Origin of the sequence: Chryseobacterium candidae (assembly GCF_004916905.1) — a bacterium.
Classification (GTDB): Bacteria; Bacteroidota; Bacteroidia; order Flavobacteriales; family Weeksellaceae; genus Chryseobacterium; species Chryseobacterium candidae.
Genome location: NZ_SDLV01000029.1, coordinates 1 through 20,806, shown reverse-complemented (window position 1 = coordinate 20,806; position 20,806 = coordinate 1). Strand labels below are relative to the sequence as shown.

Sequence of the window (20,806 nt, the reverse complement as noted above, 5' to 3'; positions counted from 1 at the left end):
ACAATTTCGGGAAGGTTTCGAATACACAAAGCCACAAAACGATCCCAAGAAAATTACTATAAAGTGTAGGGATTTTATTTATTTTTAGGGAGCTATGAAGAATCAATTAAAAATTGATTTAATGAAGCAGAACTCTTATTTAATAATTAATTCCTGAACATTTTATTTCTTCCTGTTTTGAATCTTGAGATGTCTTTCAGAATCACTGAATCATCAGGGTTGAAAAATTTAAGTTCGTTTACAATTTCAGAACGGGTAGTTACTTTCTCGGCAATGATTTCATACGCTATATTCTTTGTTACCGCATGTAATTCAGGATCTTTCCTGAATTCATGTTTCATCGCTTCCAGATAGGTGATTTTTTTATAGGCTGGAGTCTTTTCATATAAATTCAGAATTTCAGATTCCAGCTTTTTAACATCAAAAATATTGGAAAAATAGTTATTCAGGCAGTTGAAAGCATCTTTATCTTCTTCCCATCCTTTCAACAAGATTTTCTGTGCCTCATCAGGCTTTTCCATCTTTTTACGATAAATCAGGGAAGCTTTCACCATCTGATTATTTCCTGTATAATCGTCTGCTACCATCTGGTAATAATAATGGGCATTTTTAAGATCGTTGATTTCTTTATAAAGATCTCCTACTTTTTCTTTCTGCTCCATTTCTTTGTAAAGGTCAATGGCTTTTTTGTATTGTTTTGCTTTTTCATAGCAGACTGCAGCATCGAATTTATTATTGAGTTTTTTAAGATATACTACAGCTGCTTCATTATAAAGTCCTCCGTTTTCCAGTGTTTTTGCACCTCTGTAATTATCCTGCAGTAGGTTCATATAGACTCTTGCTGCTTTTTTATAATCTTTTTCGGCGATGTATTTTTCGGCCAGTTCTTCATATTTACTCCGGATTCTGTCGAAAAGTGAATTTTCCAGATAGAAACTGCTGCTTCCGCTGCCTTTTCTTCCTGCAGAATTCCTGTTGTTCTGTTCTTTGTCTTTTAAAGAAGTGATCACAAGAAGAATGATAAAGGCTACAATTAAGAAAATCCCCAATGTTCCTACCACACTCCAGAAACTTTCATGGAATAGCTGAGCTACAATTCCGACAACCTTAAACATGGCCAGCAGGACGAATGCCGCCATAAATTTATCTATAAATTTCTGTCTATTCATCATCATCGGAGTTTAAAATAGTTTTATCTTCTCTAAACAGGCGGTAAAGAAGTAACAGCACACAAATCACCAAAACCCATACAAACCAGTTGTATCCAAACATTTTTACCAGCGGATAAAATAAGTACACAAGCATGGCTACAAGGATACCAATTAAAATAAATTTCACCCAGGCAGGTACATTATCTCCACCCAGATTCAAAGATTTGTTTTTAAACAGGAAAGAATACAATCCTACTCCCGCAATCATCAGGATCACCATATACAGAATATCTGAAACGGGAGCTTTTTTTTCTAAAGGAGTTCCTTCTGTACCCACTCCTTTTACTTTCGATTTGTCAATTGAAGCAGAAGAAGGATCCACGATATCCAATGTACCATAAAGTTTTCCTAATGAATCGGCCATCAATGCCTTCCTCTTTTTCAGAAGATATTTTACAACATCACCATTTACTGGTTTTCCTTTGGTGTATTGCTTTAAAGAATCTGAAATTTTACGTTTCAGGTTTTCTGTTTTCTGTTCTAAATGTTTTGTAATTTTTTTGGTGTAAATGATTTTAAGAGAATCTCTGCTCTGTTTTTCTTTATGAACAAGCTTTTCGATATCACTTCCTATTTCGCTTACATCTCTTCCTCCGCTTTTTTTATAATTTTCTTTATCTTCTTTCGTTTTGGATTCTATGATTCCTGCATGAATGAGTTCTTTGGATAATCCTTTTCTCTGCTGGTGATATATTGAATCTATCTTCAGATCAATTTCTGAAGTTCCGGATTGAAAAGCTATCATATCGGAAGGTGCCTTTACCGCATTGCTTACAATAGTTCCTGATGAATTGCTATTTTCTTCCAGCTCTGAACTGTTTTTATCAGAAGGTAATGCAATCTTTAAAACGATAGCTGCAATAATGAGTGCCCAGAAAACTCTGCGGAAATTTCTTGTTCCGGCACTTTCGGTTTTCCCTGCAGAGCCTCCGCCAAATAATCCTTCCAGCCAGGTAAATCTACCAAAACCATCTCCTCTGGAGGTACCCATTACATCCAGTGAAACACCCAATTCTACAGCTCTTTCAGGGTATTTTTCAATGTATTTTAAATATTTCTCTATTTCTTTTTTATTTCCGGCCATTACTTTTTTAAGGTCAAACGGCAGATTGTTCATCCATTCTTCTTCGGTTTGTTTGGGCTGTAATGCCTGCATTACTTTTTCATCATCTATTTCAACTGTGTAGCTTTCTATTTTTTGAGGGATTGAAACTCCGTTCAGTGGTTTTCTGATGATTTCATTTATTGCACCGGGCTGTTGAATTAATGAAATCCAGTCAATTTCTTCAGCGAGTTTTACCAATCCGAATTCGGGATGCATAATCAGAAAACGGCAATCGAGCTGTGCCCAGTCTTCCGGATTTATTTTGGGATAAAAGGTGGTGTTTTCAGGAATAAAAAGCCTGTCATCCACCTTTTGAAAATATGCATTCCTGCCTATTTCCTGCGGAATATGATCATTAAAAATAAGAAAACACCCATACAGCACATTGGGACGATCTGCCGGAATAGCAAAAGATTGGATCTGGCTTAAATTGATCCCAAGCGTTTCCATTTCCTGAAGCCACACCACAGGTGAAGAACCTCTGATCAGAAGTCCTTTTTTAGGATAGCTGTTTTTGGGGAAAGGTTTTATTCTAAGCTCCATAATCCACAATCTGTTCTATAAACGGTTTTAAAAACCTGTCACACATATCATCCATTGTTCTTACTTTCAGCAGGGCATTTTCGGGAAGATAATATTCTGATCCGCCAAATTCCGTATAGGTAGTTAATGAGAGAAAACCACCCAATGTTGACGGAATGAAGAATTCTTCGATACTTTTGTTACTGCTTCTGAAAGTAAGCATTCCCCTTGAATCGGTTATGATTTCACTGCCGTCAGGGAATGTAAATTTATTTTTATTCTGCTCAGCAAAAATTCTGATATCATATTTATTTCTGGAAAAATTCAGCGTGTTTTCAGAAGCACTGTATAATTCATTTCCTGAAACCACCAGGTTTTCATACTGATTAATTCCGATTTTATTGAAATTATTGATAATCTTCAATCCGCTTCCTTTCAGCTTGGCGACTTCGGCTTCGGCTTTTATATTATTTTTTTCAAATTCTTTTTCTTTTCCGGTAATAGGTTCTACGGAAATATTCCCGTCAATATTGATTTTGTAATGGGTAGGATTATATTTCTCATGCAGATAAAAGTTACGCCCAAAATAAATCAGCCTGTAAGATTCGGGAATATGCATTCCTGTAAGATTCTGTTCAGAATATTCTCCGGTATTAAGGTTAAGCTTTGATAGTAATTTCTGCTCAGGCTGATACTGACACAAAATAAAATGCTGCTGCCTGTTTTTCGCGAGCGCAAACTGTCCTTTGGGTTTTATGGAAATTTTATCAAATAATACTTCACAGCCATGATGCGTTTTATAATAATCGTAGGAATGTCTGTCGTAATAGTTATCGGAAAGATAAGTTTTCAGCAATTGCTTTTTTGAACTCAGAATGAAAAATTCTCCGTCATATAAGAACTTAGCAATCTTATTAACAGGAGTTGGGAATAAAATCGGATAGTTTTGTGGAAGATCAGTTTTCTTTCCGTTGAAGTTCTGAGTGGATTGTTTTTGCTGTGGCGGATTGGCCCAAAGCTCCTGCAATGGAAGTTTTATTTTCTGAATATGTTTTCTTGCTCCTTTGTGGTGTTTATAAAAATTTATTTCACCATCTGAAGCTGTAGTCACTAAAAATTTCAGTTGATCTCTGTTCTGATAGACCACCCGCTGAATTTTCTCATCAGCCATATTATCCTGATGGGTAATAAAGAAAACCTCCATATCTTTTTCCGAATGATGTCCGTCAAAAAATTTCTCCAAAGCTTCTGAAACCTCCAGAACCGGACTTACCTGATTAAGATTCTCCACCACTTCTTCCACTTTGTTCAGCGAAATCGAAATTGCTGCCTGCCCTAAAGCAAGAACTTTACATTCAGAATGGGCTTTGGGATGTTTGATAATGGCTATTGCCGAGGCATAGGCCAATACTTTTGGAGTTCCCCAGTTTCTGAGTGAAGTATCAATCAGGATAATTCTTTCAAAAATATTTTCTTCAGGCGGAATTTCTCTCTGAATATAAAGCGCTTCGTTATTGGCTACACGATTCATGAAAACGTCCTCTTCATTAGCAAATTCTGAGAGCAGCATCCTGTGGAAATCGCCTTTGTTGGTTATATCAGAAATCCCTCCGACAGGCTGCTCTCCGGGAGAAAGATGTCTCATCGGAATTTTCAGTCCACTCCAGATTCTTTTGATCAGGCTTCCTATCTGAAAGGTCTTTGGTTCTTCAACTAATTCTTTAATAAAATCTTTACTGTTATCTGCCGTAGTTTCTTCCTCTGCGACCTCATCATCCAGCTCAGGCTCATGACTCAGGCCTTTCATGGCATCAATAATGGATTGTGCAGTTGGAAACTTTTCATTCAGATTCAGAGCGCTTAAATCTTTGTTTAAAGCTGATGAAGCGTCGTCTTGTTTTTCTGCACTGGCAGCAAGTTCCTGCGGTCTTTTGTAATAGAACCTTAAGAAACCATCGGAAAGACTGGGAGATAATCTGTTGTGCCCGTTTTCAAAAAGGGTCTGCAGCAGTACAATCCTGTTCTGTCTTTGTTTACAGGCTTTAGGAAGTGATTTTATTTTTTCAAGAAATTCAATTTGTTTTTCCACACTGAATTCAAAATCCTCTCTGCTATAAAACTCTGCTGTACGTCTTAATGGGCCGGCAAAATCTGTATAGCCGTCCTGCATGGCATATAAAACCATAAGCAATGCTCCGAACGGAGGCCATCCTACAGGCTGAAGATAGTTCAGAATTTCCATTATATAAGGTCTGTAAGCAATGGCTCCCACTCCGGAAACCGAGAGGAGATTGTTGTCATGGTAACCGGAATCACCAGGAACATCTTCATCAGTTTTCCATTCCCAAAAGTAATTTTCGTAAGACTGGAAGTAGGCCTTTAATTCCATTTTCTAGATTTTTCGGTGAGACGGAATGAACTTACGGACAATGGCCGGAAATCGGTCTCTTTCATTAAAAGACAATTTCCGCTTTCGTCCCATAAAAGCCATCCTTCCTGCTCTTTATTATATTTCTGCTGCAACAGTGTGCTTACATTTTTAAATTCAAAATCCAGACCGGCAGGCAGTAAATGTCTGTCTTTGGTCCAATAGGTTTTTCCGGGAAAGCTGAGTAGAGGAACTCCTACAAATAATGCTTTATCTCCCAGCAAGGTCCATTTTATTTTTTCAAGTTTAAATTTGGGCAATACGGCAATACTTTCTTTAATATCTTCAATATTGCTGAGCAAGGCGATTACCGGCTGTTCGTCATTACTTTCTTTAAGCTTTATATGAACCTGTTCGTGAATCCCAAAATAATTCTGGTTTGAAGGCGGCAGACTAAGCTGTAATGCTTTGTCTATAGGTATCCAAAGCAATGCTGTTCGCATTTTTTTACTCGGAACTAAGGCTTCCTTTCTGAATAAAAGCCCATCACGAAGTTCATACAGAATACAATCCGGCAGCTGTTGTATTTCTGAAGCAGCAGCCTGTTCATCAGTAAAACCTTTCAGCCAGATTGTTTCTTCATCTACTGCCAGCTGAACATTTTTCCAGTCTCTTATTGAGCCAAGAAAATCTTCATCAGCACGGGGAATTTCCGCCCAGAATTCTTTTAAACGCTTTGAAGAATCTTCTGCCATAAGCTTTCAATTTCCTGCTGGATATACTGCTTCTGTTCCGGATTTCTGATCCAGTCGCAACGGGTCTGCAGATATCTCAGTTTATCTTTTATTATATTTTGTTCTTCAAAACTCAATGTTCCTCCATTCCATTTTTCCACAAGAATTTTTACGTCTTTCATGACCTCTTCGGGATTAGGAGTTTTGTTCTGCATTGCCTGTGGATGGGAATCCGGGTGATCATCTTTCTCAATCGTTCTGTTGATGATCCCTTCCAGAATTTCAATCTGTTCTTCTGTATCCCAGATATGTTTCAATACCCAAAGATCAGAAAGTACGGCTTCTTTTCTTCCGCAGATCAGGGCGCTTGCTGCAATCAGGTTCTGAAGCTTCACTGCTCTACGGTCTGAAATAGCAATCCCTGTATTTCTGAGACTCATAATGGTATTCAGGTAGACTTCATAAATCGGTTTAAGATCTATTGTTCTGCATAAGTTTTGTAATTGTCTGATCTCATCAGCATGAATTTCCGGAATTTCAGTTTCTTCTTCATTTTCCAGTTTTCTTCCTGCTAAAAGTACCTGTTGTAAGAGCTCGGGGTTTACATAATCTACATTAATTCTCACTAAAAAACGATCAAATAATGCATTCAGCGCTTCATCTTCCGGAAGAACGTTACTTGCTCCTACAAACATGAGCGCAGGTAAGTGTTTGGTTTCTTTTCCTCTTTTAAAAATCTTTTCGTTAAGAGCCATCAATAAGGAATTCAGGATAGCTGAATTGGCATTGAAGATCTCATCCAGAAAGACCATGGATGCTTCGGGCATCATTCCTTCCGTATTGGTTAAAAGTTCACCTTCTTTCAGTTTCCTGATATCAAAAGGGCCAAAAATTTCGTTCGGTTCAGTAAAACGGGTTAATAAATATTCGAAATTTCTGCCGTCTTTCACTGTTTTGGCCAGTGTTCTGACAATGGCTGATTTTGCTGTTCCCGGAGGTCCGTATAAAAATGCATTTTCTCTTGCCAACAGGCATATTCCTAACAGATCTACGACATCATTTTTACCTACAAAAGTATCTTTTACGTAGTGAAGGACTGTATTAAGCTGATTGATATTCTGGTTCATTGATTTAAAAAATTAAAATTTCCACCACTTTTTCTTCTGAGGTTTCTCTTCTTCTTTATTTTCTGCCTGTTCATTTCTTTTACTGAATGAAAAAGCCAGTCTCTGATAAGGCACTTTGATATCGAAATACAATTGCGTTCCGTCCTCCAGTGTGAGTGCATCCATGATTTTATCTCCGTCCCTGATCAGGTTTTGTGAAACATCCTGTTTATTGAGATGATGTCTTACTAAATCCCTTTCATCAGAAATCCTGGTGATAATATAAGGAGAATCTTCTGTTCCGTTTCCTGTTTTTTCAAGGCATTCAAAAATAAGCTGTGCTATTGTCATCTCAATACTTCTTCCTTTTTCATCGCCCAGTTCTTTGTAAGCAAAATATTTATAAATATGTGCTCTGGGACTCAGCAGAATATTGACATTATTATATCGTATTACCTCTTCAAATTTTCCTTTATTGAGTAAATCCTGTATGTTTTCGATATCTTCGGAATAGGGATCATATTCCGGATCATTAATCACCCGCTCACGGCATTTCAGGAATGTTTCTTTTGTAGGATCGGTTAAAAATTCAAATACTTTCTCATACATTTTCATTGTTATCTTCGGTTATAGTTTTTAGTTCTCGCCAGAATGCTTCTTTGTGCATTCCGAATTCGGCAGTTAGCAGTTTATTGATCAACGGAATTTCTGCCAGTTTATAATCTCTTTTTTCTACAATTCTTTCCAAATAGAGTTTTCTGTAGGTAGAGTCTTTCAGTTCTTCCTTCCAATTCACATTCTTCAGCTCAAGATCATACCCTATTCCAGAATAGTGAAACTGTGTCAGTATATTTTCCAGCATAGCAATTATAGGATCTTCAGGATCAGCCGTGTTTAGAGCAGCCACTACCTGTGGTAAAAATCTCAGTGATAAGTCTGCGGATAAGATAGAAGAAATATCCCGTGTTCCTTTGAATCCGGGAATAAGATTTTCAATATTTTTCTCTGTATTTTCTCTGATGAGATAAAGCTGTGCGCTATGGTAAAGAACTTTTGCAGCCCATACTGCAGCTTCTTTATTGCAGATCAGTTGGTGAGACAAAAACTCAAGCCGTTCTTTTTCGAATTCTGTTTCAAAATAGTCTCCTGCTTCCGCCTCTTCCCGAGGGGAAATTTGCTGTAAGGTAGAAAAAAGAGTAATACATTCTTCCTTACGAAGCAAAAAGATCGTGTCTAAAAACGGTGACTTGGTTTCCATGATCTAACAAAAATAAAATTATTTCGTTGAGAATAAAATTTTTGTAGAGAAGATTCATGTTAAATATTGAATGATACCTGCTCTGCAATATTCTTTTATTGTTCTGTATTTACCAGATTGAATTTTTGATTTACCTAAAAGACGGTATTTAAGATTTTATTTAAAACATTTATTAGTAAGATCTTATAAATTCTTTTGACGAGATCTGGCTACATTATTTCCATTTTCGTAATAACTGATACAAACTAAAAGTTATTATCTTTGTCCCATTCAAAATAACATTATGAGTATTCACATCAGTGCAAAAAAAGGAGAAATTGCTAAAGTAGTATTGCAGCCGGGGGATCCGCTTCGTGCACAGTATATTGCTGAAAATTATTTAGAAAATGCTAAACTGGTAAGCAAAACCAGAGGTATTTTTTATTATACGGGACTTTATAAAGGTAAAGAAATCACTGTAGGAGCTAGTGGAATGGGTTTTCCAAGTATTGGAATCTATTCTTTTGAACTGTTTACAGAATATGAAGTAGATACGATTATCAGAATCGGGACTTGTGGAGCCTACAATACCGATCTTAAACTTTTTGATATCTTAAATATTGATAAAGCTGCCAGCGAAAGTACGTACGCTAAATATGCATGGGGAATTGAAGAAGAAATCCTTTCTCACCAGGGGAATATCTTTAACACGATTAATGAAACCGCTAAAGATTTATCTTTAAATGCTAAAGCTATCAATATCCACAGTAGTGATATTTTCTATAGAAAAGATCCTGCAACTCCTGAAATTGCTACAAAATACAACTGCCCGGCAGTAGAAATGGAAGCTTTCGGTTTATTTGCCAATGCTCAGCATTTAGGAAAAAATGCAGCGACTATTCTTACGGTAACGGATATTATCCCAACGCATGAGAAAATTTCTGCTGATGAGAGAGAAAAAGCTTTGAATCCGATGATGGAACTGGCTCTGGAGTCTGCCATTAAGAGTTTGTAAGAAGTGATAAGACAAAATTAATTATAAAAAAGAGCTATACTTTATCAGTAGAGCTCTTTTTTATAGTCTGAAAAAATTTCTGGCAGTTTCTGTAGTCTCATCTGCCACTTCAGAAATTCTGATCTTCTTCAGATGTGCAATGGTTTGTGCTACATAAGGTAAAAATGAAGGTTCGTTTCTTCTGTTCTGCATTCTGGGCATATTTTTCGGAAGCATAAATGGTGCGTCTGTTTCAATCATCATTCTGTCAAGAGGTACGTATTTTATAACTTCTTCGAGATGTTTAAATCTTTTTTCATCACTGACAGCTCCTGTAAACCCTAAATAAAACCCTTTATCCAGATAGTTTTTTGCTTCGGTCAATGTTCCGGTAAAGCAGTGTACAACGGCTTCAGGTAATTGGGCAAGGTATTCATCTGTGATATCATTAAACCTTTTAAAAGCGGATCTTTCATGAAGAAAAAGTGGTTTATCTACTTCAATGGCGAGTTCAAGATGTGCCTGGTAACATTTTTCCTGCATCGGTCTTGGAGAGAAATCACGGTCAAAATCCAGTCCGCACTCTCCTACTGAAATCACATGATCCTGTTTTAATAATTTCCTAAGCTCATCAATACTTTGTCCATTAAAAGATTTGGCATCGTGGGGATGAATTCCGGCTGTTGAAAATAAAATTTCAGGATATTGTTCTGCAATTTCCGCAGATTCTTTGCTTCCTCTTACGTTGGTTCCCGTGAGAATCATATGTTCAACTCCGTTGTCCAAAGCACGGTTGATTATTTCTTCGTGTTCATTATAGAACTGTTTATTGGTCAGATTAATGCCAATATCAATGTAAGTATTCATTTGTTTTTACTTTTTATTATACATTATTACTTTATTTTCTGTACCCGGTTGATTTTTTGATCCGAGTGACTTATTTGGCAAAAATAGAAGCCTGCTGCGCAGTGTTTTTACGCAGTAAAAATAATAGAAAAGGACTAAAGGATAGATATATGAGTCTTAATCGTCTGAAAGACCTTATTTCCCCCAGATTTCGCTGATGACACAGATGTCTGTGTGGTATTTATTCATTGAGAAATTTTTCCAGAAAGCCGATCAGCTTTGTTCCTCCATGGCTCCATCGTATTCCATGCCCTTCTTTTTCCCGGACTTCGAAAACCAGTTCATGTTTATAATGAAAAAATACATTCCACCAGGTTTTATTTTCAAGGATATCGTGGATTTTTGCCATTACTTTTTCCTGCTTCTGCTGATTGTTCCCTTTGATTTCTCCCCAAAAATCATCATCTATTCTTCCTATATGTTTTTCCCAGGCTCTCTGCGCCATGGTTATTTCACTGTTGAAGGGTTCTTTGCAGGCGTTGATCAGTATAGTTTTCAAAGGAGGGACGGCATTTTCATTACGGATGCTTGCTGAGGTTAATCTTTGTCCCAAAACATTCAGCCAATGCTCGAACGGAATTGCTTCCAGAAAATCTGCTTTTACCTCATCTGAATCACTGCTTTCAAGAACAGTAATGAATTTTTCAAAGCTTTCCTGTCTGTTGATCGTTATTTCTTCATTAAAATAGGGAAAATCCCAGTCTAAAGTATTTTCTTTAAACCTATAGATATTTTTCTCCATGTTTTCCAGATGTTCTTTGGCTAAAAGGGCTTTGTATTGGTCTTTCCATGTGTCGGAAAACAGGTAAATATAGGGTTCAAACAGATTCATACTTATTTTGTTCTGATCAGGTTAACGGGAATATCTTCTTCTTTGATCAGATAACCGATCAGATTAAACCATGCTTTACAGTGATCCAGAATCCAGGCATCTGAGGAAATAATGATTTCTGAACTTTCCGCCAAAAATTTATCAGGATTGTATTGCAGATCGAATTCCCAATTGAGCTGGTGCTCTTCTGCAAACTCCAGGATACTCTGTTTAATTCTTCCACTGTTGGAGACTGGCTTATCAAAGATCCAAACAAGCTGATGAATCTGATTTTTCCGGTAAAAAAAAGCCACTAGCTCCACAGCTCTTAAGGTTTGATTAACTCTTTTATAGGTTCCATGCACCCCTGAAAGATCACGGATACAGCCATCCAGTCCTTCAAAAATATAAGCCTCGGAAAGCAGACTTTCCAACAGGATCAAAACATTAAAACCGTCGAGATAAATAGTTTTCCCTTTTAAATCTGAAGCTTCTATCTGTTTTAACTGTCTGTTCTGAAGCTGGGCAGCCGAGGCTGATGCTCCACGAAGAGCCTGTATCTGGCGGGTTTTCAATCGGTACCTGTTCCCCACAAGATCAGAAGCTGCTTTTTCCGGGTATTCTCTGCTCAGCAGATAATGCATGTCTTCAACTGCCAGTTTCAGCTTGCCGATCTGTTTCTCTGAGCCGAACAGGGCATCATCGCCAGTATTTTTTCCGCGGTTTCTGTTATTCATGTTCAAAAATAAAATTTTTACCGAATTTTTCTGGCAGGAAATTGATTCAGCTGATGAATATCAGGCCCCTGACAAGTGATAGATAGGTTTTTATATTTTACAAATGATGTATTGCCTGCAATTATTTACCTGTATTCTTCCCACCAATTTTTCCAGCTTACCGTTCCCAGACTGTCCAGGTTTACTTTTTCCCCGATCATAGGGAGACTTATCGGCATATTACTTTCTTCTGCATATTTTGAAGCCAGCTCCAGAGGTTCGTACCAGGCATGCTGTGCCAGCTTGAATTTGGAATTGTGTACCGGGATAAAGTTTTGGGCTTTCAGTTCTTTTATTTCCGTGATCAATTGATTCGGCAATGTATGAATATAAGGCCACTTTTCATTATACTGCCCGGCTTCCATTACGGCCAGATCAAATGGTCCATATTTCTCTCCAATTTCTGTAAAATGATTTCCATAGCCGCTGTCACCGCCTAGAAAAAGATTTTTAGTAGGAGTTTTTAAAACAAAAGATGTCCACAATGAGATATTACGGTTCAGCAATCTCCCGGAAAAGTGCCTTGCCGGAGTGAGTGTGACTCTGAAGTCTTCTGCAATGTCTATACTTTCCCACCAGTTTTTTTCGATAATTTTATCAAAGCTCCAGCCCCAGTATTCGAAATGTTGTCCGGTTCCCAGACCACAAATAACTTTACCGACCTTATCTTTTAATTCATGAACAGTTTTATAATCCAAATGATCCCAATGATCATGGGAAATAAGCAGGAAATCTATATCCGGCATATGTTCCGGTTTGTAATAATCTGCTCCCTGAAAAGCTTTTATGGAACCTGGCATGGGGGAAGCGTTACCACTGAAAACAGGATCTATCAGGAATTTCTTTCCATCAGCCTGAATGAAATAGGAGCTGTGTCCAAACCATACCAATACATTTTCATCGGGCTGAAGATTTTTAAGATCAGTCTCTACAAACGGGAGAGCGGTTTTGGGTGATGTATTTTCTATTTTACACAGGCTTTGAAGAAGCAGTTTAGTCATACTTTCTCCTTCTAACAATGCTGGTGTTGTTAATATATTCTGAAATCGTCCGTTGAGATAATTGGGCAGTGTACTGAAATATTCTTTTCTTTTTTCATCGGGAAACTGTCCGAGCTGTTTTTTTAAACCTTTCATTTATTTAATTTTAAATCCAGCCATGGTTTCTAGATAAATACACTCTATTTTATTGACCGGCAAACCTTAATATAAAATAAATATAAGCATAAGATTCTGAGATATAAAAATAAATTGAAAAGGATATGAAATTTAAATTCTCCATTAATCAATGAGAAATTCTTAAATAAACCATTTAACCAACCCAAGCATAATACTCCTTAATACTAAACAGAAGAGTATCATTATTGTAAATCTTTTCTTGTATTTTCTCACATTTGTTTAAGATACAAAAAAAAATAATATAAAAGAGCCACAGCAGCACCATGACTCTTTTTAGCAAATTGAAAATAAGATATGATTATTGAAACTATGAAATGGTATAGGTCTTTTCTGTGGTGATATTGTAGGTATCTGAAATAACGTTGTCTACAAACCTCCATTCTGCAGTAGAACTTCCAGTGGTAAATTTCACATGCAGATATCCTCTTTTATAAAGATTGGCATAATCCAGGTCATCAATCAGCAACGAAAATGCCTGGGCCAGTTCTATTGCTTTTGCAGGATCTGAAGTGATTCCCAGATATCCTTCGAGACCAGGAGAAGAAACGGAACTGCAGGCAAGCTCTGTTCCGATGAATTTACCCTGTGCATCGGTCAGTTTTCCTAACCACGCATTGTGGGTATCTCCTGCCAGTACCACTACATTTTTTCCTGCAAGAACAGAGTAAAGCTGCTCTCTTTCCATGAAATATCCATCCCACGCATCCAGATTATATGGTAAAGTAGTTGTAATTCTTGCAATTTCCTGCGGCGTTAATGTAGGATCCTGCTGCTGATATCTTGTTTTAAGAATAATCAGCTGAGTGATGGTATTCTGAAGTGCCTGCATAGTAGCCGGCTGTGCGCTTCCATGCTGTTTTATTTCTGCTAAAATCTGATTCAGTAACATCAGAAGTTCTGCAGGAACCATCATTTTAGTCATTAAAATCTGCTGTCCCAGTACTTTCCATTTTGCTGTATCGCTATTGATCTGAGAACTCAGCCATGACATCTGCTCGCTTCCGATAAGTCTTCTGCTGGTGCTTAAAAAATCTGTTTTAAACTGTACCTGATTAAAATTTCCTGTATTATCAAGATAATCCGAATATTCCATCTGTTTATCCCTTGCAATTACCCTTGTATCCATCATATAAAGGGAAACTATATTTCCAAAGCTGAAACTTCTGTAAATTCTCATGTCCTTCCCCGTTTTAAGGGGAATATATTCGCTGTATGCCTGGAAAGCGGCCATTTTTCTTGCCTGAAAATCCCCTTCATTCGGCTGGTGATTTTCTGCTCCCGATTTATAGGTATCATTGGCAAACTCATGATCATCCCAAACACAGATAAATGGTTTTTTCTGGTGAAGAAGCTGAAGATTTTTATCTCCTCTGTACTGTCTGTATCGTTCCCTGTAATCACTGAGGGTAAGAATTTCTTTTGCTGGCTGATGGGTTCTTCCTAACTGATTGGTGTAAGGGTTCGTGCCATATTCTCCAGGAGCATATTCATAAATATAGTCTCCAAGGTGTACTACAACATCAGCTTCAGATGTTGCAATCGCACCATACACATTGAAAAGTCCTGCAGGAAAGTTGGAACAAGATACGACAGCCATTTTTACTTCATTTACAGCATCTGATTTTGACGGTAAAGTAAGCGTTTCTCCTGTTACGCTGACTTCCTTACTTGTACTGTTATAGAATCTGTAGTAATATTTTGTATTGGAAGAGATATTCTGTACATCTACCGCTATAGTAAAATCATTGACCAGTGCAGCATTCGCCTGACCTCTTCTCACTACTTCTGAAAAATTGCTGTTTTTACTGATTTCCCATGTAATCTCTGCATCAGTTCCTTTTGAATACCGGGTCCAGATAATAATTCCTGTTGCGCTTGGGTCAAAGCTTGCTACTCCGGATTCAAAACCTCCGTTCTTAAGATCGTCAGGAGCACTGCTATTTTCAGTAAAATCGTCGCTGCAGCTTTCAATGAGAGGAGCAAGAAAAATTCCTCCGGCTGCCAATAGTGAATTTTTAAGAAATCTTCTTCTGTTGAATGGGTTGTTGTTTTCCATCATTACTTTTTTTGCAAAGCAACGGTATCCGGAGAAGAAGGCTGTTAACTGTATTTTAAATATATTTTATTATTTTTTAAACAAATGTTTAATGTTATACATAAAAAAAGTAATAATGGTAGGATTAATATGTGTTTCATAAAATGAAAAAATCAGTAATTTTGAAAAGAAAATTACTGATAAAATGGTTATTAGTTTTTTAGTTTTGTTCCTGGTTGGATATCGATAGTTTCTGGTGTTTTGTTTACAACTATATCATTAGCTTTATTATCTATTAAAAAGTTCGATCGTTTACAGCCAAAATACCTCTGATGGAATTAGTATGCATGTTATCTTAGACATTTTAAGTTTGTTTAACGATAATTTTTCTTTCTATTTTCTTAAGCCTTTAAAATTGATATGCAAATAAAGTTCTAATCTTGCAGATAAAGAAAATATATGTACCGAAATTGATAAATTTCGATAAAATAATATTTCAATACACTGTTAATGAAGGTCTTATTATGTTTGTCTTTAATTGAATTATTTTATATGAAGAAGAGGACGTCTGATTATTTTCTATGATAATTGAATCTGCAAATGGATGTCTGGCTTCAATTTTCAGTGTTTTTTATCAGAGACATTTGTATATTACCCACATAAAAAAACTGAAAATTAAAAGGAAACCGAATAAGGTTTTCTTCTCTGTATACCCTCTCGGGTAATACGTACCTTTTCTTTTATCGATTACTATCATTTTTTTTCAAAAAATAATCATTAAACAATTTAATGAATACGATATTGGTTACTAGAGCTATGTTCTGGAAATCCTCAATTCAATATCTAAAGATTATCTGAAATCGGGAGAATTGTCTGCCTTCATCATGGAAACGTACTCCAGAGAACTTGAGTGCTATGGTGATAATACTATAGAATGTGCAGAAGAGCTATTTTTTTAAAGCAGCGAATTGATTTTAAATTTCTCAGAATATAATGATGAAGAAAAAATAATTGTATCTCTGTTTTATATTGATCAAATTTATACAGTACTGAACCTATCTACAGAAGAAAAACGCAGTATATAAAAAGTTATGAAAATGCTTTTAAAATAGAATTCAAGGCGGATAAGCACTTAAATAATCAATTGAAGAGAAAATATAATGAGTTTTTTGAATTCGTTACTTCCAGTGAATATGAAGAAATAAGGGATTTAATAATCAATAATATTTCTGAAAGTAATGTAAAGCTTGGCGAAATTCTAAAATTTCGAAAAGACGATATGTTAAAAGTCCCTATAAAAGATTTCTTTCAAAGTATTTTTTATATGCATATTAACAGATTATTTGTTTCTTAACAGCGATTATTTGAAATAGTAGTATATGACCACTTACTTCATTTTTATAAGGCAAACAAAAATTATCACACAGATTCACAATAAACAAATAAAGACAATAAAAAACCGCTCACATTATATAAGCGGTGATTTTCTGTGAGACCTTCTGGTTGCAAATCATGTGCTTTAAAGTTATCTGTAATTTTTCAGATAATTATTCCTTAATAACAGGAACATCTATATAGCTATCATTATAAAATTTTATTTCCAATAGTTCCTTTGCATCAAGAATAGTTTCATCACTTACATCTTTTCCCGAACCATAATTTATTTGATAATATGGGGTTTTCATAACGCCTACTATCGCAACGAGCTTACTTCCTTTTTCTATTTTTTTACTTATAAATTTATTATTTGATATAGATATTGTTTCCTTTTTATTAGGGGTAAGTAAATTTCGTTTTTCGTTATTTTTATTATAACTAGCTCTATCCATATAACTTGATAATAAAAAATATTTTCCGTCGGGCATTAGCTCATATAAATAAACATAGACATCTACATCTTTTTTGTTGATTGAAAATTTAAATTTTCCAGAAAAATTACCTGACAATTCAAAAGATTTATCAAGTGGATTAGTTGTGAATATTAGACTATTCTTAGTGTATATTTTATTTTCAACTATTTCATTCTTTAATTCTAATAATTCATCCGCATCAGAACGGTCTTTTAAATCTACTTTCAGTAATGAAAAACTTTTATCACTTATTTTTACATCTGATAGTAAACCATTATTCTCTAAATAAAATCTTAGGGTATTTTTACTAATGTTCTCTAAGGAATTTACATTTTTCCATTGATTAGTGCCCATAACCTGATAATTAATCTTATTCTTCAAGAAAGATGGTTTTTTACCATTTTTTAAAATATAATCAAACCATTCAATCCAAATCGTGTTAAAATCTATATTAGCCACAGAATCAATTGTATATCCTTTTAGTTCGTTCTTTATATATCCCTGCGCACCGGAATGGTCATAAGGGCCAATAATCAGATAGTGATCGGCATTTTTATTGTATTTATAATGATTTTTAAGATAATATAACGCTCCTAACTGGTCAGCATCAAAATACCCAGTAATAGTTAAAACAGGAATATTAATATTAGAAAAATCTTTTTTATAAGGAATCATATTTTTCCAGTAATCGTCAAAACTGGGATGATTAAGCCATCTCTGAAAGATGATATTAGATTTTCCACTGATAGAGTCTAGTTGTCTAAATGGTTTCCCTGTGATATACCATTGTTTGTAGGTGGAATTCCATTTTTTAACATCACTAAAATCTGCATAATCAGTCATTTTTGAATTCACTACATAATTTAACCACCTTATAGCATAGGACGTAAATATATTATTATTCATAGGAAAATCTTCTGTACCAATTCCTACCGCAGCTTGCGGTATTATGGTTTTTAATGCCGGATGGAGTTTTTTTGTAGCCGCCCATTGGCTGAATCCTAAATAGCTTCCACCAATCATTCCCACTTTTCCGTTACTCCAAGGTTGCTTTATAATCCAATTAATCGCTTCATTGATATCTTCAACTTCATGTTCAAAAGGTTCTATACTATTATTGCTTAAATATTTTCCTCTTGTATTTAAAATAACTCCGGCATAATTATCCGAAGCTAACTTCTTAGCCTCATTAATATTTTTAAGATCTGAATATATGGTATTTAGAAGTATTGTACTTTGAGGTTTTGGAGCTTTATTATTTACTACAACACTTAATGTAAGAATTCCATTATCTTTTGTAGTAACTTTTATACTATCATATATTGTAAATACCTCTTTTTCGAAATTTTTAAGTAACTGTGCTCCTAATTTGAATGTTTTATTCCCTACATCATATATATTGTATTTTCTACATAATTTTATAGCATCTGAAATGTCAATACTATCATGTTTTATATTACTCGTAATGATTTCACTAATATCTTTTTTTAACGCTATTGGATCATAAGTAAAATATTGGGATAAAATAATTTGTGATTTTAAAGGTAATTTTTCATACTTTTTTTTGAATTCTTCTTCATATATTTTGTCAAAATTGTTCTTATTTGGTGCTCGTTTAATAGTATTAATATAAATTTCAAATTGACTTCCCATTGCGCCAGCTGTTACGGAATTATTTCTCATTGTAATATTTCTAAGAGAATCCAGCTGTGAAAGTGATAAATTATAATTTTCATTAATAATATTTATTCTGAAAATATCATCATAATAAGTACCTGTAGCTTTGTTTTTCATATATCTGTCTTTAAGCTGACTGGCTAGATATTTTACAATATTTTCTGTATTTGCCACATTTTTAGGAGCAATTTCCCGCAAACTTATTTTTTGGCAAAAAGCAAACTGTAAACAAAAGGCAAAATATATAAAGAAGAATTTTTTCATTCAAAAAGGTTATCCGTTATTACTACCCAGAGTCTGTTCTACAATTGTTTGATTATCATCTCCTAACACTGCTACATGAGCAATATTTCCTCCCTTGATAGAATTCAAACCGTTTGTAATTTTAACCAATTGTAATTTCTTCAACGACATTTTTTTTTCTGCTTTTTGCTGTTTTTTCATCAGGTATAAATAATTAATAGTTAAGATTGCAAATAAACTATCTTTGTTTCTTTTATCAAAAATAATAATCTCGAAATTGATCAATTTCTTATACGAAATATCACAAAATACTTATTATCAGCTAACTTACTTTTCAGTTTGTCCTTGTAATAATTTAATATAATAAGAAGGCAAAGTTCCAGTGATTTTCTTAAAAGCATTTGCAAAAGACTCAGAATTATTATAACCTATCTCATTGGCAATAGATGAAATTGTATATCTTCTTAATTTTTCGTTATCCTTTAATTCCTGTACAATATAGTTAATTCTTAGCTCATTCAAATATTGCGAAAAATTCTTTCCTTTTAATTCATTTACTGATTTTGAAAGGTAATCCCGATTTGTTCCTAAATCTTTAGCTAAATTATCTATAGTAATATTTTTATGTAGAAATTTTTTATTTTTTTCAAACTGCTCTAATTTTGTTTTGAGGCTCTGTAATTTTTCATCAGATAATAAGCTTTTAGACTTTTCTTCTGAAGGAACTTTTGGATTTCTGATTACAGCAGGAGGAGTCGGTAAAACTTCGGAAGATTTTGATTTTTTAATTAATAAGTCTGCCTGTTTTTGATATTCTTTAATTCTTCTTTTATATACATATATTAAAGAAAAAATAAACAAAATACCACCTCCTAGAAACCAGTATAATATTGAATTTTTATTATTCAAATCAGATATTATTCTTTCTTTATCCTCTAGCAGAATAGGAGTATCGTATTTTTTATAAATCTCCTTGGATAAATATTGCTTGTTATTATTGATAATGCTGTCTGCATAAAAGAGTTTATTAATGAATTTTAGTTGCTTTTTTTCATCCCCATTTTTTTTATAATAATCAATTAAAATTTCATATTGATCTCTCACTATTGGTACAAAGTCGTTTGACTTGAATGATAATGAATCCGATTTTATAAAATATTGTATTGCCTCTCTTTCTTTATCAAGCTCGTAATTAATCTTCCCTAAATAATAATATAAAACTGATAAATTAACATGATTTTTATTTTTTTGAAGGTCTTTTTCGATTCCTGCCAGATGCTTATAAGCAATAGCATAATTTTTAAGATAATATTCTGCTATACCTTCAGACATAATAAAATAAACATATTGGCTATAATCATTATATTTTTCACACTCGGAAAGACCTATTTTATTATAGAGTTTGCTTTGTTGGTATTTTTTATTTTTACTATAGGAATTTGATACAGAAAAAATTGAACCTATGTAACTTTTAATGTCTTTATCATTGGTTTGCATTTTTTTCTTTTCATATTGGTAATATTCTAAGAAAAGAGGAAGTGCTTCTTCATTTTCATCAGTAGCAGTCTTTAAAATGCCCACCAGTTTTTTCACATAATAAAATTGATCTAAATTTTTATTCCTGGATAAGTTCTGTGCTTTTATATAGTAATTTAGCGCCTCTTTATATTTAAATTCATTATTCAGTAAAATTCCTTTAATGATATATGCTTTTGCCGGATATTCTTTTGTATTAACTTTTTGTGTTATTTTTATTAAAGAGTCCGCATAAGGATGTCCATCTTCGGAATTCAGTCCTTTTGCATGAGCCAACTTATAATAGCCATCATATATATAGTCATTATTTTCTTCTTTTTTGGCTTTACTAAGAATACTATTTGCATACAATTCTGCCTTCTCATTATCTATTCTTAAGACTTTATTATAACAGCTGATCAATTGTTCAAAACTTTTTTTTCTTAAAGAATCTGGAATATGAAAACCTTTTATATTCTGAGAAAAGAATAAATTCTGACAAAGAAAAACGATAAATAAGAAATATTTTTTTTGCATT

At 34.4% G+C, this 20,806-nt stretch carries 18 protein-coding genes; 3 read left to right on the top strand and 15 right to left on the bottom strand.

Annotated features, from left to right (window positions below; translation table 11 throughout):
• Window positions 1–146: 146 nt before the first annotated feature.
• From EK417_RS14025 to EK417_RS13995, 7 genes are read right to left on the bottom strand one after another with little or no spacing between them, the layout of a single operon-like run.
• Complete coding sequence (locus tag EK417_RS14025; protein WP_136522507.1) at window positions 147–1,169, bottom strand: soluble NSF attachment family protein; 1,023 nt, start codon at window positions 1,167–1,169, stop codon at window positions 147–149.
• Window positions 1,162–2,859, bottom strand: coding sequence for a bpX3 domain-containing protein (locus tag EK417_RS14020; protein WP_136522506.1), 1,698 nt, complete (start codon window positions 2,857–2,859; stop codon window positions 1,162–1,164). The genes EK417_RS14025 and EK417_RS14020 overlap by 8 nt, the downstream gene beginning before the upstream one ends.
• The gene (locus tag EK417_RS14015; RefSeq protein WP_136522505.1) at window positions 2,849–5,227 is read right to left on the bottom strand and encodes a hypothetical protein; all 2,379 of its coding nucleotides are present in this window, start codon (window positions 5,225–5,227) and stop codon (window positions 2,849–2,851) included. The genes EK417_RS14020 and EK417_RS14015 overlap by 11 nt, the downstream gene beginning before the upstream one ends.
• Window positions 5,218–5,961, bottom strand: a complete 744-nt coding sequence (locus EK417_RS14010) for a hypothetical protein (protein WP_136522504.1) — start codon at window positions 5,959–5,961, stop codon at window positions 5,218–5,220. Before EK417_RS14010 ends, EK417_RS14015 begins: the two co-directional genes overlap by 10 nt.
• Complete coding sequence (locus EK417_RS14005) at window positions 5,934–7,067, bottom strand: AAA family ATPase (RefSeq protein WP_076596628.1); 1,134 nt, start codon at window positions 7,065–7,067, stop codon at window positions 5,934–5,936. Before EK417_RS14005 ends, EK417_RS14010 begins: the two co-directional genes overlap by 28 nt.
• A gap of 12 nt (window positions 7,068–7,079) precedes the next feature.
• Window positions 7,080–7,661, bottom strand: coding sequence for a DUF4919 domain-containing protein (locus EK417_RS14000; RefSeq protein WP_110368239.1), 582 nt, complete (start codon window positions 7,659–7,661; stop codon window positions 7,080–7,082).
• Complete coding sequence (locus EK417_RS13995; RefSeq protein ID WP_498365955.1) at window positions 7,648–8,307, bottom strand: conflict system bpX4 domain-containing protein; 660 nt, start codon at window positions 8,305–8,307, stop codon at window positions 7,648–7,650. Before EK417_RS13995 ends, EK417_RS14000 begins: the two co-directional genes overlap by 14 nt.
• 280 nt (window positions 8,308–8,587) lie before the next feature.
• Here EK417_RS13995 and deoD point away from each other — a divergent pair, with 280 nt between their 5' ends.
• The gene (gene deoD / locus EK417_RS13990) at window positions 8,588–9,298 is read left to right on the top strand and encodes a purine-nucleoside phosphorylase (protein WP_110368238.1); all 711 of its coding nucleotides are present in this window, start codon (window positions 8,588–8,590) and stop codon (window positions 9,296–9,298) included.
• Between the two features lie 60 nt (window positions 9,299–9,358).
• Here the strand turns inward: deoD and EK417_RS13985 are convergent, their stop codons facing one another.
• The 5 genes from EK417_RS13985 to EK417_RS13965 form a co-directional block, all read right to left on the bottom strand.
• Complete coding sequence (locus EK417_RS13985) at window positions 9,359–10,144, bottom strand: TatD family hydrolase (RefSeq protein WP_136522503.1); 786 nt, start codon at window positions 10,142–10,144, stop codon at window positions 9,359–9,361.
• A 220-nt stretch (window positions 10,145–10,364) separates the two neighbouring features.
• Window positions 10,365–11,015, bottom strand: coding sequence for a tRNase toxin domain-containing protein (locus EK417_RS13980; protein WP_110368236.1), 651 nt, complete (start codon window positions 11,013–11,015; stop codon window positions 10,365–10,367).
• 2 nt (window positions 11,016–11,017) lie between these two features.
• A complete protein-coding gene (locus tag EK417_RS13975; RefSeq protein ID WP_168801996.1) occupies window positions 11,018–11,731 on the bottom strand; it encodes a DUF434 domain-containing protein in 714 nt (237 codons plus the stop codon).
• 125 nt (window positions 11,732–11,856) lie between these two features.
• The gene (locus tag EK417_RS13970; protein ID WP_076596621.1) at window positions 11,857–12,906 is read right to left on the bottom strand and encodes an MBL fold metallo-hydrolase; all 1,050 of its coding nucleotides are present in this window, start codon (window positions 12,904–12,906) and stop codon (window positions 11,857–11,859) included.
• A 349-nt stretch (window positions 12,907–13,255) separates the two neighbouring features.
• Window positions 13,256–15,007: an alkaline phosphatase D family protein gene (locus EK417_RS13965; RefSeq protein WP_110368233.1), complete on the bottom strand. Its 1,752-nt coding sequence runs from the start codon at window positions 15,005–15,007 to the stop codon at window positions 13,256–13,258.
• A 797-nt stretch (window positions 15,008–15,804) separates the two neighbouring features.
• Between EK417_RS13965 and EK417_RS21715 the strand changes: the two genes are divergently transcribed.
• On the top strand, window positions 15,805–15,942 hold the full coding sequence (locus tag EK417_RS21715; protein ID WP_369073662.1) for a lantibiotic dehydratase C-terminal domain-containing protein: 138 nt from the start codon (window positions 15,805–15,807) through the stop codon (window positions 15,940–15,942).
• Between the two features lie 98 nt (window positions 15,943–16,040).
• Entirely contained in the window at window positions 16,041–16,337 is a 297-nt protein-coding gene (locus EK417_RS21710) for a lantibiotic dehydratase C-terminal domain-containing protein (protein WP_369073661.1), read from the top strand.
• A gap of 193 nt (window positions 16,338–16,530) precedes the next feature.
• Here EK417_RS21710 and EK417_RS13960 read toward each other — a convergent pair whose 3' ends face one another.
• The 3 genes from EK417_RS13960 to EK417_RS13955 form a co-directional block, all read right to left on the bottom strand.
• Window positions 16,531–18,774, bottom strand: a complete 2,244-nt coding sequence (locus EK417_RS13960; protein WP_136522502.1) for a CocE/NonD family hydrolase — start codon at window positions 18,772–18,774, stop codon at window positions 16,531–16,533.
• A gap of 9 nt (window positions 18,775–18,783) precedes the next feature.
• Window positions 18,784–18,954, bottom strand: a complete 171-nt coding sequence (locus EK417_RS21125; protein WP_168801995.1) for a hypothetical protein — start codon at window positions 18,952–18,954, stop codon at window positions 18,784–18,786.
• A 126-nt stretch (window positions 18,955–19,080) separates the two neighbouring features.
• On the bottom strand, window positions 19,081–20,806 hold a 1,726-nt coding region (locus EK417_RS13955; RefSeq protein WP_136522501.1), incomplete at its 5' end, for a helix-turn-helix domain-containing protein.

Bases quoted from the DNA above. Each gene is read 5' to 3' on its own strand.
- EK417_RS14025 (WP_136522507.1), bottom strand. From the start codon at position 1,169: ATGAATAGACAGAAATTTATAGATAAATTTATGGCGGCATTCGTCCTG.
- EK417_RS14020 (WP_136522506.1), bottom strand. From the start codon at position 2,859: ATGGAGCTTAGAATAAAACCTTTCCCCAAAAACAGCTATCCTAAAAAA.
- EK417_RS14015 (WP_136522505.1), bottom strand. From the start codon at position 5,227: ATGGAATTAAAGGCCTACTTCCAGTCTTACGAAAATTACTTTTGGGAA.
- EK417_RS14010 (WP_136522504.1), bottom strand. From the start codon at position 5,961: ATGGCAGAAGATTCTTCAAAGCGTTTAAAAGAATTCTGGGCGGAAATT.
- EK417_RS14005 (WP_076596628.1), bottom strand. From the start codon at position 7,067: ATGAACCAGAATATCAATCAGCTTAATACAGTCCTTCACTACGTAAAA.
- EK417_RS14000 (WP_110368239.1), bottom strand. From the start codon at position 7,661: ATGAAAATGTATGAGAAAGTATTTGAATTTTTAACCGATCCTACAAAA.
- deoD (WP_110368238.1), top strand. From the start codon at position 8,588: ATGAGTATTCACATCAGTGCAAAAAAAGGAGAAATTGCTAAAGTAGTA.
- EK417_RS13985 (WP_136522503.1), bottom strand. From the start codon at position 10,144: ATGAATACTTACATTGATATTGGCATTAATCTGACCAATAAACAGTTC.
- EK417_RS13980 (WP_110368236.1), bottom strand. From the start codon at position 11,015: ATGAATCTGTTTGAACCCTATATTTACCTGTTTTCCGACACATGGAAA.
- EK417_RS13975 (WP_168801996.1), bottom strand. From the start codon at position 11,731: ATGAATAACAGAAACCGCGGAAAAAATACTGGCGATGATGCCCTGTTC.
- EK417_RS13970 (WP_076596621.1), bottom strand. From the start codon at position 12,906: ATGAAAGGTTTAAAAAAACAGCTCGGACAGTTTCCCGATGAAAAAAGA.
- EK417_RS13965 (WP_110368233.1), bottom strand. From the start codon at position 15,007: ATGATGGAAAACAACAACCCATTCAACAGAAGAAGATTTCTTAAAAAT.
- EK417_RS13960 (WP_136522502.1), bottom strand. From the start codon at position 18,774: ATGAAAAAATTCTTCTTTATATATTTTGCCTTTTGTTTACAGTTTGCT.
- EK417_RS21125 (WP_168801995.1), bottom strand. From the start codon at position 18,954: ATGAAAAAACAGCAAAAAGCAGAAAAAAAAATGTCGTTGAAGAAATTA.